The 12,306-nt window shown below is 73.1% G+C and carries 12 protein-coding genes; 8 read left to right on the top strand and 4 right to left on the bottom strand.

The genetic code is table 11. The annotated features are described in order from the left end of the window. Positions 1–68 precede the first annotated feature (68 nt). The gene (locus tag AC067A_RS28985; RefSeq protein ID WP_479245428.1) at positions 69–1,247 is read right to left on the bottom strand and encodes an alcohol dehydrogenase catalytic domain-containing protein; all 1,179 of its coding nucleotides are present in this window, start codon (positions 1,245–1,247) and stop codon (positions 69–71) included. A gap of 20 nt (positions 1,248–1,267) precedes the next feature. Here AC067A_RS28985 and AC067A_RS28980 point away from each other — a divergent pair, with 20 nt between their 5' ends. Further along, positions 1,268–1,414: a hypothetical protein gene (locus tag AC067A_RS28980; protein WP_479245427.1), complete on the top strand. Its 147-nt coding sequence runs from the start codon at positions 1,268–1,270 to the stop codon at positions 1,412–1,414. 149 nt (positions 1,415–1,563) lie between these two features. On the opposite strand, the gene AC067A_RS28975 is transcribed toward AC067A_RS28980, so the two are convergent. Further along, positions 1,564–3,975 (bottom strand): SpoIIE family protein phosphatase, encoded by a 2,412-nt coding sequence (locus AC067A_RS28975; RefSeq protein WP_479245426.1) that lies wholly within the window; start codon positions 3,973–3,975, stop codon positions 1,564–1,566. A gap of 313 nt (positions 3,976–4,288) precedes the next feature. Here AC067A_RS28975 and AC067A_RS28970 point away from each other — a divergent pair, with 313 nt between their 5' ends. The 4 genes from AC067A_RS28970 (at position 4,289) to AC067A_RS28955 (ending at position 6,963) form a co-directional block, all read left to right on the top strand. After that, positions 4,289–4,720: a hypothetical protein gene (locus AC067A_RS28970; protein ID WP_479245425.1), complete on the top strand. Its 432-nt coding sequence runs from the start codon at positions 4,289–4,291 to the stop codon at positions 4,718–4,720. A 148-nt stretch (positions 4,721–4,868) separates the two neighbouring features. Continuing rightward, on the top strand, positions 4,869–5,636 hold the full coding sequence (locus tag AC067A_RS28965; RefSeq protein ID WP_479245424.1) for a GAF and ANTAR domain-containing protein: 768 nt from the start codon (positions 4,869–4,871) through the stop codon (positions 5,634–5,636). Between the two features lie 40 nt (positions 5,637–5,676). Continuing rightward, complete coding sequence (locus tag AC067A_RS28960) at positions 5,677–6,420, top strand: GAF and ANTAR domain-containing protein (RefSeq protein WP_479245423.1); 744 nt, start codon at positions 5,677–5,679, stop codon at positions 6,418–6,420. 96 nt (positions 6,421–6,516) lie between these two features. Further along, positions 6,517–6,963, top strand: coding sequence for a DUF4383 domain-containing protein (locus AC067A_RS28955; protein ID WP_479245422.1), 447 nt, complete (start codon positions 6,517–6,519; stop codon positions 6,961–6,963). 25 nt (positions 6,964–6,988) lie between these two features. Here the strand turns inward: AC067A_RS28955 and AC067A_RS28950 are convergent, their stop codons facing one another. Next, a complete protein-coding gene (locus AC067A_RS28950; RefSeq protein WP_479245421.1) occupies positions 6,989–7,318 on the bottom strand; it encodes a MarR family transcriptional regulator in 330 nt (109 codons plus the stop codon). A 126-nt stretch (positions 7,319–7,444) separates the two neighbouring features. Between AC067A_RS28950 and AC067A_RS28945 the strand changes: the two genes are divergently transcribed. Continuing rightward, a complete protein-coding gene (locus tag AC067A_RS28945; RefSeq protein ID WP_479245420.1) occupies positions 7,445–7,819 on the top strand; it encodes an STAS domain-containing protein in 375 nt (124 codons plus the stop codon). Positions 7,820–7,894: 75 nt separating this feature from the next. Here the strand turns inward: AC067A_RS28945 and AC067A_RS28940 are convergent, their stop codons facing one another. Further along, positions 7,895–9,466 (bottom strand): carbohydrate-binding protein, encoded by a 1,572-nt coding sequence (locus AC067A_RS28940; protein WP_479245419.1) that lies wholly within the window; start codon positions 9,464–9,466, stop codon positions 7,895–7,897. Positions 9,467–10,250: 784 nt separating this feature from the next. Between AC067A_RS28940 and AC067A_RS28935 the strand changes: the two genes are divergently transcribed. Then, entirely contained in the window at positions 10,251–11,345 is a 1,095-nt protein-coding gene (locus tag AC067A_RS28935) for a globin domain-containing protein (protein ID WP_479245418.1), read from the top strand. Beyond that, positions 11,342–12,178: a pyridoxamine 5'-phosphate oxidase family protein gene (locus AC067A_RS28930; protein ID WP_479245417.1), complete on the top strand. Its 837-nt coding sequence runs from the start codon at positions 11,342–11,344 to the stop codon at positions 12,176–12,178. The genes AC067A_RS28935 and AC067A_RS28930 overlap by 4 nt, the downstream gene beginning before the upstream one ends. The last annotated feature ends 128 nt before the right edge of the window (positions 12,179–12,306 follow it).

Raw genomic sequence — 12,306 nt, 5'->3', positions numbered from 1 at the left:
CACCCGCCCGCCGGCGGAGGTCCCGCGCCTCGACACCCGCCCGCCGGCGGAGGTCCCGCGCCGAGGCCTCACGGCTGGAAGAGGACCTTCACCGCGCCGTCCCGCTTGGTCTGGAACATGTCGTAGGCGTCCGGTGCCGCGGACAGCGGGAGGCGGTGCGTGGCGAACCCGTCGACGCCCAGCGGGTCGTCGTCCGTCAGGAGGGGGAGCAGGTCGCCGACCCAGCGCAGCACGTTCGCCTGACCCATGTGGAGCCGTAGCTGCTTGTCGAACATGACGAGCAGGGGCATCGGGTCGGCGGCGCCGCCGTAGACGCCCGACAGCGACACCGTGCCGCCGCGGCGCACGAGTTCGACGGCCAGGTGCAGCGCGGACAGCCGGTCCACGCCGAAGCGGCGCATCATCTGCCGGGCGAGCGCGTCCGGCAGATGGGCGACCAGCGAGTGGAGGCTCCGGGCGATCGGCGCCCCGTGCGCCTCCATGCCCACCGCGTCGACCACCGCGTCCGGCCCGCGCCCCTCCGTCAGGTCCCGCACCCGCTCGACCACCTCGTCGTCGGACGAATCCATCGTCCGTACGCCGCGCGCCGACGCGCGGTCGCGGCGCTCCCGCACCGGATCGATGCCGATCACGAGGCCGGCCCCTCGCAGGAGCGCGATCCGGCAGGCCATGTCCCCGATCGGGCCGAGGCCGAGCACCGCGACCGAACCGCCGGGCGGCACGTCCGCGTACTCGACGGCCTGCCACGCCGTCGGCAGGACGTCCGACAGGTACACGAAGCGGTCGTCCGGCGGACCTTCGGGCAGCGGGATCGGCAGGGTGTTCCCGAACGGCACGCGGAGGTACTCGGCCTGCGCGCCCGGCACCTGCCCGTACAGCTTCGTGTACCCGAACAGCGCCGCCCCCGTCCCGTACGCGTGCACCTGCGTCGTCTCGCACTGCGAGTGCAGTCCTCGCGCGCACATCGCGCACGTGCCGCACGAGACGTTGAACGGGACGACGACACGGTCGCCGGGCGCGAGCCGCCGCACCTCGGAGCCCACCTCCTCGACCACTCCCATCGGCTCGTGCCCGAGGATGTCCCCCGGGTCGAGGAACGGCCCGAGCACCTCGTAGAGATGGAGGTCGGACCCGCACAGCCCGGTCGACGTGATCCGCACGATCACGTCGGTGGGTTCCTTGATCTGGGGATCGGGCACGGTGTCCCACGAGACGTTCCGTCGGCCCTGCCACGTCACGGCCTTCATCACCGCCACCTTCCCGTCCGATGTCCGAGCACCGATCGCGCATGGGTGCCGTACGACCGGGCAGCCGCCCGGTGCCGCTGTCCGGACGCTTCCCCTCCCTGCCGGGCAGCGGCGCCGACACGAGCGCCGGACCGACGGATCTCCCCGCGGGCCCGCTGGTGCCGTGACGGCCACGACTTCTCCTGCCCCGGCGTCTGACCCCTATCGGGACGGTCCATGCGTCGGGCGGCGTGCTTTCGGGCGAGGGGGGTCTTCAGGGCGGGTAGAGGGGGCCTTCAGGGCAGGTGGGAGGCCTTCAGGGCAGTCAGGAGAGCCTTCAGGGCAGGTGGAGGTCGAGGACGCAGATGTCGTCCCTGTTCCCGGGGCCCATCGCGGCGAGCGGCCGGGCGAGCATGGCGTCGCGGCTGCCGGCCAGGAGGCCCAGGGCCCGGTCCGCGAGGCGGTCGAGTCCCTCCGTGAGGATCTCGCCCGGCTCCTCCACGAGGCCGTCCGTGTAGAACAGCAGATGATCGCCGGGCAGCAGCGTGACCTCGGCCTCGCCGTACCGGGCGTCGGGCGCGGCACCGAGGAGCCAGCCCTCGGGCTGGGGCAGGTAGCGCGCCTCGCCGTCCCGGACCAGCAGGGGCGGCGGGTGTCCGGCGCGCACCCAGGTCAGCCGGTGGTCCCAGGGCCGGTAGCGCCCCATGATCATGGTCGCGGTGGCGCCCCGCTCCTGGGTCGCGGTGTGCAGCAGGAGCGCGTTGAGCCTGCCGAGGACGTCGGGGAGGGCCGAACCCGTGATGGTCATGCCCTTGGCGGTGAAACGGAGCTGGGCCATGGTGCCGACGGCCGCCAGACCGTGGCCGGACACGTCCCCGACGACGAACAGCGCGCTGCCGTCCGGCAGCTCGATCGCCGAGTACCAGTCGCCTCCGACGTTGAGGCCCCGGTCGGCGGGCACGTAGGCGACGTCGACACACAGGCCCGCGAGGTCGAGCGACTGCTCGGGGATCGGCAGCAGGGTGTCCTGGAGGCGGGCGCCGAGGGCCCGTTCGGCCTTGAGCATGCCTCGCTGGACGAGGTTGTCGCGCTCGCTCTCGCGCAGGGCCAGTTCCGTGTCCCGCTGCGCGCTGAGGTCCTGGAAGAAGCCGTGCACCTCGATGGGGGCGCCGTCCGCGTCCCGCTGCGCCTCCGCGACGATGCGCAGGTGCCGCACGCCGTGCGCGGTGGTGATGCGGAAGGGCTGGTCGATCGCCCGGCCCCCGCCGAGCAACCGCTCCACGGCCGCGGCGAGCCGTGGCAGGTCCTCGGCCACCAGGTGGCGGGGCAGCTCCTTCAGGGGCATGGGGCCGAGCGCGGGATCGCGGTCGAAGACGACGTACACCTGGTCCGACCAGGTGATCGTGTCGGTGACGAGGTTCCAGGACGCCCATCCCAGGTTCCCCAGCCGCTGCATGTCCGCGAGCCGCCGTGTCTCGCGCGCGCTGGTGTCGTGGCGGATCCACGACACCACGAGCCGGCCGCCGAGCCGGGAGGCGCGCACCGAGTACACGGACTCCTCCTGTACGCCGGCGCTGACCTCCACGTAGGTGAAGGGCTCGCCCTCGTAGACCTCCCCCGTCGCCAGCGTCTCCAGATAGCCGTTCCACAAGGCGGTGCCGGCGACCGTGGGGTACGTCTCCAGGATCCGCCGTCCCACCAGTTCCCCGCCCTGCCGCCCCGCCACGTCGACGGCCTCGCGCGTCGCCGCCTCGATCACGTAGTCCTCGACCTCACCGGTCTCCGACCGCAGGGGCGTGAGCAGCGCCGCCGCGCCCGACAGGGCGTCGAGGACCGTCTGGACGGACCTGACGTCCTCCTCCGCGGGCGCGGGGGCCCCGTGCGGCCGCCGGTCCTCCCGCAGGGGACCGCCGCACAGCCGGACGGCGCGCCGCAGCAGCGTCCGCGTCCGCGGGTCGAAGGGGCCCGGGACGTTCCGGAGGAAACCGACGACCGTCGTCCTGGGCGCACTGCCGGGCACGGGGATCCAGGCCCGCGAGGGCCACCGGTCCGGCGGGTCCCCGATCAGCAGGTGGTGGGCGGCGTCCCGTGCGGGTTCCTCGAGCCAGACCGCCTCCTGGACGTCCGCGGCCTCCAGAGGGGCGACGCCCGCCAGAGGAGGGACGTGGCTCCACTGTTCGGCGAGCGCGTCGTCGATGCCGGCACTGCCGACGAGTTCCAGGCTGCGGGCCGCCGTCAGCGTGTAGATCATCACGGCGTCGACGCCCTCCGTGTCGCCCAGCGTCGACCGGAGGAGCTCGGCGACGTCGTCCGGGGGGCGCGCGTGTGCCAGCCCGTGGGCCAGACGGGCGAGTGGCGCCGTCCGCTCCCCGCCCGCCGGGGAACCGCCGACGAGGTAGCGCCCGGCGTCGAAGGGGGAGGGGTTCCCCTCCTGGGGACTGCCGGGCGAGGTCGCCGCGGGCGCGGGGTCGGGGGGCACCCCGACGCGGCCCAGGGTGATCCAGCATTCCTCCAGGAGCGTCCGCCGGTGCTGTCCGGCGCGATCGAGCAGCAGCCGGTAGGCGGCGTCCGCCGACAGCCCCGCCCGCGCCATGACGACGCCCTTGGCCCGTTCGAGGACGGCCGTCATCGACGCGCCGCTCTCCAGGTCGACGACCTCGGCGCGGAGCCTGGCCACGACCTTGGCCAACGCCAAGACCTCGGAGGCCCTGCCTTCACCCGCGTCGGGCGTCACGGAATCGCCCTCCATACGTCCGAGCATGCCACGCCGGGCCCGGCCCGCATCCCCGGATGGGGGTAACGGTCCGCGCCGCCGCGTCCGTTCCCTGTCGATCCGTCCTGATCCGTGACTCGCGTGTACCCCGCGGCCCGGTCCGGTGTGGGATGGTGAAAGGGAGGAACCAGTCGGTCCCGACGCTCAGTGAACCCTCGGCGACCCGCCACCGCGGGACGCCCCCGTGGGTCGCGCGCCTCGCGGCTCGTCGAGCCGTATCACGCACGGCATGCACCGTGCTCCGGGCGGCCTGGCTGCCCTGGGCTCCACCCCTCCTAGGTAGAGCCCGATGAACTCCTACCGCGTACAGATCCAGATATTCGGTCCTCTCGCCGTCCTGACCCTGCGGGACGGGGAGGCGGGGAGGTCGCCGGACGAGTGCCGCCGCCTGCTCGCCCGGGACCTCGACGTGCTGCCCGGCCGCATCGCGTACGTCGTCCTGGACGCCGGCCCGCCGGGACCGGGGCTCGCGGGCCCGGGCGCGGTCGCCCAGGTACGCCGCTGGGCCCTGGACCGGTCCGTCCGCCTCGCGACGGTCGGTGACCGCGGCCCGTCGCGCGCGGTGCCGGTACAAGCCGGTTCCGCACCTCTGATCCACCGCGAAGCGGCCCTCCCCACCGCCGTGCGCCTGCGTCGCGCGCTGTCCGACCGGGCGGCGCTCCAGCGCGTGGACGGGGTCCGCCGGGCCTGGGAGGAGGGCCGTCCCCGCTCGACCGCCTGAGGCACGCCCGACCGGCCGTCCGGCGTTCCGTCGCCCGTCCCGGGGGACGCCCGTCGCCTGTCGGGTGACACACGATCGGGCCGGGGCCGAATCGACGGGCCGTATGCGGGAAGATGCCGGTGGGGACCGCCGGGCGGAGGTGAAGAGTGTGGGCGAGATCCAGCCGCAGGGCGACGGGCGGCACGCCGACCCCTGCGCGCTCTCCGGCACGGAGCGCACGAAGCACCTGTCGGACCTCTTCTCCGTCGAGGGTGTCGCCGCCACCGATGCCCCGGCCGTCCTGTGCCGGGCGTGCGTGGACCTGCTCGACGTCACCGGCGCCTCCATCTCCCTGTACGGCGGCGGGGACGCGGGGGCCGTCTGGTGGTCCAGCGACCAGGTGGCCGGTCAGCTGGCGGAGACGCAGTACACCCTGGGCGACGGCCCCTGTCGGACCGCGAGCAGCGCGGCGGCACCGGTGCTGGCGTCGGACCTGACCGAGGGGCCTGACGCCCGGCGGTGGCCGGTCTTCGCGCAGCTGGCCGTCGAACTCGGCGTGCGGGCCGTCTTCTCCCTGCCGCTGGGTGCGGGCGGACTCGCCATCGGCACCCTCGACCTGTACCGGGACAAGCCGGGTCCGCTCTCCGAACAGGACCAGTCGTTCGCGTTCCCGGTGTCCGAGGCCATCACGACCGCTCTGCTGTCCCTGCACAGCGCGCAGGAGGGCCCTGACGCCCCGTTCACACCGACCTGGCTGGACGGGGCGGAGAACGATCACGAAGAGGTCCACCAGGCCACTGGAATGATCATGGTTCACCTCGGGGTCGACCCCGAATACGCACTCGCCCGACTTCGGGCCCACGCCTTCGGCCATGCCCAGAGCGTGACCGAGGCGGCTCGCGACGTCATCGCCGGGAGAATCAGGTTCCATGAGTAGGCCCGCCATCCGGCCCGAGCAGAGAAGGGGTGATTCCGGTATGAATCGCGAACAGCAGCTGACCGAGGCCTTCGTGAGCCTCACCGACACCCTCTCCGAAGACGTCGATCCGCTCACCCTGCTGCGGCGGCTGGTCGACCACTGCGTCCGGCTCGGCCCGGTGGACGCCGCCGGGGTCATGCTCACCAACGCCCGGGGGCGACTGCGCCCGGTCGTGGCCACCGAGGACCGCGTCCAGATGGCCGAGCTCTTCCAGGCGCAGATCGCCGAGGGGCCGTGTGTCGACGCCTACCGGACGGGAAGTCAGGTCCACGCCGTCGACCTCGCCGCCGAGACGGAGCGCTGGCCCGCCTTCGTCCCCGTCGCCCGCGCCGCCGGCTACGCGAGCGCCCACGCCCTGCCGCTCCAGGTCCACGACCAGACCATCGGCGCGCTCAACCTCCTCGCCCGCGTCCCCACCCGGCTCGACCCGTCGGACACCCTCCTGCTGCGGGGCCTGGCGAGCGCCGCCATCGCCGCGGTCGTCACGTGGAACCGCGAAGCCCTGCGGCCCTCGGACGTCGTCACCCGCAGTCAGGCGGCGCTCTCCGCGAAGGCAGTCCTCGACACCGCCGCCGGCATGATCGCCGCCACCGAGGACATCACCCCGCGCGAGGCCGCCCGACACCTCCACGCCTACGCCGCCCGGCACCACCGGCGCCCCACCGACGTCGCCGAGGAGCTCGTGCGCCGCCGCCTCGCGGTCGCCTCGGTCACGGGCGAGACGCCGTCGGTTGCCCCGTGAACGCCGCCCGTCCCAGGTAGCCGGCCGGGCGATCCGGGGTAGACGCGGGGCGGACGGGCGTCCGCCCGTCACGGCGACCCTCCGGGAGGACCCGTCATGAATGCGACTCGACGCTCCGTCGCGGCCGCTGCGCCCGTGAGGGTGGCGGCGCTGCTGATCGGGGCCGCCTTCCTGGTGGTCGGCATCCTCGGCTTCGTGCCGGGCGTGACCACCGGCTACGACGCGATGACCTTCTCCGGCCACGACTCGGGGGCGGAGCTCTTCGGCGTCTTCCAGGTCTCCGTCCTGCACAACGTCGTCCACCTCCTCTTCGGGGTGGCCGGCCTCGCGATGTCCCGGACCGCGCTCGCCGCGCGTTCCTTCCTCGTGGGCGGCGGAGTGATCTACCTGGCGCTGTGGCTGTACGGCCTGGTGATCGACCGGGACGGCGACGCCAACTTCGTCCCGGTCGACAGCGCTGACAACTGGCTGCACTTCGGTCTCGGCATGGGGATGCTGGTCCTCGGTCTGCTGCTCGGTCGGGAGCGCCGCTCCCGGTGGTGAGGTGTCCGCGTGCGGTGGGGCGGGGTCACCGGTCGCCGGGCAAGGTGGCGCCGGGAGGGTCGGCGAGGAGCGCGAGGAGGCCGGCGATCTGGTGGTCCGATTCGGCGGGGTGCCGGAAGCGGGAGCCCCGGACGATGCCGTAGTGGTTGCGGCGTCCGTCGTCGGCGCGGCTGCGCACGAGGTAGCCGGCCGCTTCCAGGTCCGCGACGATGGCCTGCACGGTCCGCTCGGTCACCCCGCAGTTCGACGCGATGTCGCGGAGCCGTATGCCGGGGTCGCGGGAGATGGCCAGCAGGACGCGGGCGTGGCTGGTGAGGAACGTCCACCCCGAGTGGGGATCCCGGGTTTCACCCATGGATCCATCGTGCGCCCGAGCGGGAGGCCCCGCAATCACCCGAAGCGATTTTCCGGAGAATATTGACGCATAACTCTATGAAGTGGACAATTTCAGACGTAGTGTCGCCTCGGACGAGGAGGGCTCATGACTTCCTTTCCGGAAGCCCCGCGCGTCGTTTTCCCGTCGTTCGGGGCGGACGGCGCGGGCATCACCGTGTCCACGCGGTCGAACGCCGGCAGGACCGTCGTCAGCATCGGCGGAGAGCTCGACATCGCCGCGGCCATGGAGCTGAGGGCCGCACTGGCCCGGGCCATGGCGACGTGCGAGGCCGGCCGCGGGATCGCTCTGGACCTGTCCGAGGTCAGCTTCTGCGACTCGACCGGACTGAACACCCTTCTCCGCGCGCGCCAGCGGGCCCTCAGGGAGCACCGCGCCCTGACCATCACGGCCGCCAGCCCCCAGGTGATCCGCATCCTTGAGATCACGGGCGCCGCCCACCTCTTCGCCGAAGGAGCGTGACCTGCCCCGGTGACCCCCGCCGTCGGCCTCGGCACGGACCGCCGAGGCCGACGGCGGGGGTTCATCGGAGGGGGGTCACCAGGTGACCGTGCGGCCGCCGAACGCCGTGACGAGCCGTCCGTCCGCGGCGTAGGACCAGCTCAGGGCTCCGGAGTAGGAGGAGCAGCGGGAGCCGTTCGTACCGGACCAGAACTGGTTGGAACCGTCGACGTCTCCGACGAGGCGGTCGTTCGTGCCGCTGGAGCTGCGGCAGGAGGTGTTGCCCCGGAAGACCGAAGTGCCCGCGTCGAAGGAGAAGTTGCGCTGGGCGTTGTCGACGCTGATGTTGTTCGAGACCGCCATCCCGCCCGGGTTGCTGTTGTACGTGAAGCCGTGCTTGCCGTTGTGGAAGGCGATCGTGCGCCGGACCACGTGGTCGACCGCGATGTCCTCGCCGCCGAGCTTGAAGCCGTTGCGGTCGCCGGCGCCGGCCTGGGAGCCGTCGCTGAGGGTGCCGTTGTCGTAGGCGAGGGAGTCCTCGATGGTCACGACGCCGATGGGGCCGGTGTCGGGCTTGGTGTAGAGGTCCCAGCCGTCGTCGATGTTGTGGTGGGACACGGCGTACCGGAAGACGTTCCCGGAGCCGACGGTGAGCTTCGCGGCGAACCCGTCGGCGTCCTCGCCGTCGGAGTCGGCGTTGTCGTGCGACTCCGCGCTCAGCACCAGGTTGTTCGACGGCCACTGCTCCCGCGGCGTGGTGGAGGCGATGCGGCCGAGCTGGAGGCCGGTGTCGCGGTTGAAACGGGTGACCGTGCGCTCGATGACGTTGTTGCTGCCGCCGACGTAGATGCCGTTGTCGCCGGCGCGCTCGACGACGAGGCCGTTCACGTGCCAGTACGACCCGTTGAGGACGAGGCCGCGGTTGGCCGGGTCCTCCGTCATGGCGGAGAAGTTCAGCACCGGCGTCTCGCCGGGGTAGGCGGCGAGCCTCTTCGGGGCGCCGGGGGTCCCGCTGTTGCCGGCCGGGACGGTGACGGGCGTGGAGTGGCGGTAGGTGCCGCCCCGGAGGTGGATCGTCCCGCCGGCGGCGACACGGCTGATCGCCGAGGTCAACGTCGTCGGGTCGGACAGCGTCCCGGTCGCGCCGTCCGTGCCGTCGGGGGCGACGTACAGCGCGCTGCCCGTGGGCGGCGGCGCGTCGGTCGTCGTGACGTTCAGGGAGTCGACGTTGGGCAGGCCGGCGGCGGTGGTGGGCGTGAGCCGGACGGTGTTGGCGCCCGCGTTCAGCGACACGGTGAAGGTCTTCGTGGCCCAGGTGGACCAGGCGCCCGTGGCGTCGAACGACGGTGTCTGCACGGTGGAACCGTTGACGACGAGGCCGGCCGGTCGCGCCGTGGTCGTCCCGTTGGCGAACCGTACGGCGAGCGTGGCCGTACCGGCGGCGGAGGCGTTCACCGTGAACTGCGCGTACGCGCCGGTGGCGTTGGTGCCGTTGCAGAACCCGCTGCCGGAGTATCCGGACCAGTCCGAGTCGATGGTGCCGGTGCAGACGGCGGGGGAGGCCTCGGCCTCGTACGAGGTCGACGCGGCGTGCGCCGTGTTCACGGACAGCGCGACGAGCGTGCCTGCCAGCAGGCTCACGCAGGCGGTGACGGATCGCAGGTGCATCTGGGGGCTCCAGGAGGGGGATGGGCGGCGTTCCGGACTGGACGAGAAAGCGCTTTCTCGGGAAGCTAGAGGTGTCGTCGTGGACGCGTCAATGGTCAGGTAGGTGTCCGTTGTTCATATGGGTGAACATTTACGAGCCACCTTCGATTCCTTCCTCGCCCCCTCGCCGCGGCAGCCCGGCCGACGGCAGCAGGACTCCGCCCGCGCCCGACGCGCCCGCGCGGCGGCGCTCGTGAAGACCCGCTGGGCAAGTGTGGAGAAGTCCGGGGCGCCCGGTGAGCTTTCCGTCGGCGAATCATCGCCAGGCGCCGCGCCCGGCGCCCCCTCCCTCCTCCGATTCGCCGCGAAAACCCATCTGACCTGCAGAAACATGGCTCCTCAAGGAGCGGAAGCCGTCATTCTCCGAATTCATGAACCCGGGGTATGGTCGGCCCCGCTCACCCGGTCGGCACGCGTCCCACCCTGTCAGCGGTACGGGGAAACCCGGCGCGTGCGGACCCCGTGCGCCAAGACCGACCGCAGACGTCCGAGGCGAGGCAGACCGATGGAAGCTCCGACCACCCCGTCGGCCGCCGGCCACGGCTCCGGTTCCGAAGGTCAGCAGGGTGGCTGGTTCGCGCGAGATCACCAGGCGCCGGTGACAGGCCGCCGGCCGACGCCGCCGGAGGCTCCGCCTCCGCCCCACCACGGCCGGGCGGCACCACGGGAAGCCCCGTCTCCGCCTCGGCGCCACCCGGCGGACCCGCCGGAGGTCCCGTCCGACACCGAGCTGCTGCGCCGCACGATGGCCGAGATCGAGCCGATCGCCGACCGCGTCACCTCGTACTTCTACGCCCTCCTCTTCCTGCGCCACCCCGGCCTGCGGGAGCTCTTCCCGGCGGCGATGGACGCCCAGCGGGACCGGCTCTTCAGGGCGCTGCTCATCGCCGCGACCCACGCCGACGACACCGCCACGCTGACTGCGTACCTCACCCACCTCGGGCGCGGGCACCGCAAGTACGGCACCCTTCCGGAGCACTACCCGGCCGTCGGTGAGGCCCTGCTCGGTGCCCTCGCCCGCCACGCGCCGCTGAGCTGGGGACCGCGGACCGAGGCCGCGTGGGTGGGGGCGTACACCACGATCTCCCAGATCATGATCGACGCGGCGGCCGCCGACGAGCTCCGCGCCCCCGCCTGGTGGCAGGCGGAGGTGGTCGCCCACGACATGCGCACCCGGGACATCGCGGTCGTCACGGTCCGGCCCGACGGGCCCTACCCCTTCCGCGCCGGGCAGTACACGTCCCTGGAGACCCCCTGGTGGCCGAGGGTCTGGCGGCACTACTCCTTCGCCTCCGCGCCCCGGTCCGACGGACTGCTGTCCTTCCATGTCAAGGCGGTACCGGCCGGCTGGGTCTCCACGGCGCTCGTCCACCGCGCCCGCCCGGGCGACGTCATCCGGCTCGGTCCTCCCGCCGGTTCCATGACCGTGGACCACACCACCGGCACCGGGCTCCTGTGCCTCGGCGGCGGCACCGGCATCGCGCCCATCAAGGCCCTGGTCGAGGACGTGGCCCGGCACGGACGGCGCCGCTCCGTCGACGTCTTCTACGGGGCGCGCGGGAACCAGGGCCTGTACGACATCGACACGATGCTCCGGCTCCAGCGGACGCACCCCTGGCTGTCCGTCCGTCCGGTCGTGGACGACGACTGCGGCGGCCCGCTGTCCGGCGGACTCCCCGAGGCCGTACGGGAGTCCGGCCCCTGGCACACCCACGACGCGTACCTGTCGGGACCGGCGGGCATGATCCGCCGCGGCGTCGACACCCTGGTGGGGATCGGCGTCCCCGCCCACCGCATACGGCACGACTCCATCGAGGAACTGGTCGGGGCGACGAGTTGAGCACCTTCCCACCGGCCGGGCAGCGGCCGACCGAAGCGCCGCGGGTCCGCCCCGGCAGTGACGGCGAGCACCGGGTCCAGCGGCGCCTGGGCACCACCGGGCGCGCGGACCGCTTCTACGACGAGCAGGTCCTTGACCGGCTGAACCGCCGCATGCGCGAGTTCGTGGCCCGGCAGGAGATGTTCTTCCTCGCGACCGCCGACCGGCACGGGGCGTGCGACAACAGCTTCCGCGCCGGACCGCCCGGCTTCCTCCACGTCCTGGACGACACCACGCTCGCCTACCCCGAGTACCGGGGCAACGGCGTCCACGCCAGCCTCGGCAACATCGAGGAGAACCCCCACGTCGGCCTCCTCATGGTCGACTTCCTCCGGGACCGCGTGGGCCTCCACGTCAACGGCCGGGCCGGCAGCGTCGCCGACGACGAGATCCGCCGTGCCCACCCCCGCCTGCCGGCCGACGAGGTGCCCGGCCGGAAGGCCCTGGTCTGGGTGGTGATCACCGTCGAAGAGGCCTACATCCACTGCGCCAAGCACATCCCCCGCCTCCAGAAGGCCCCCGCCCGCGGTACCGGCCGTCCCTGGGGAACGGACGACGCCAAGCGCAAGGGCGGCGACTTCTTCGGAGCCGCCGCCGAAGCGCCCGACCGCGGCCCCCTCCCGCCGGCGCCCCGCCCCGACGCCACCGCGCGGCGGGCCGACGCCAGCCCGTGGCGCGCCGAGGCCGAGAGGGCGCTGGCGAGGGCCGAGCGGTACGACTCCGTCGGCGCGGGCGGGGTCGTCGGGGCGGAGGCGTTCAGCGGCTGGTTCACCAGGAGCGCCACCCCCGCCTGACCACCGACCGGCTGCAACGGACCCGCGTCCGCCACCGTGTTCCGGGTCCGTCGCCGTGACGGCGTGGGCCGCCGTGGCCCGCGTACGTCATCGCGCCCGCATGGGCTGTCGTGTTCCGGGTCCGTCGC

The sequence above is a fragment of the Streptomyces sp. NPDC043176 genome, from assembly GCF_056436715.1.
Note: the sequence above shows the minus strand (reverse complement) of the source record. Positions and strands in the feature narration are given on the sequence as shown.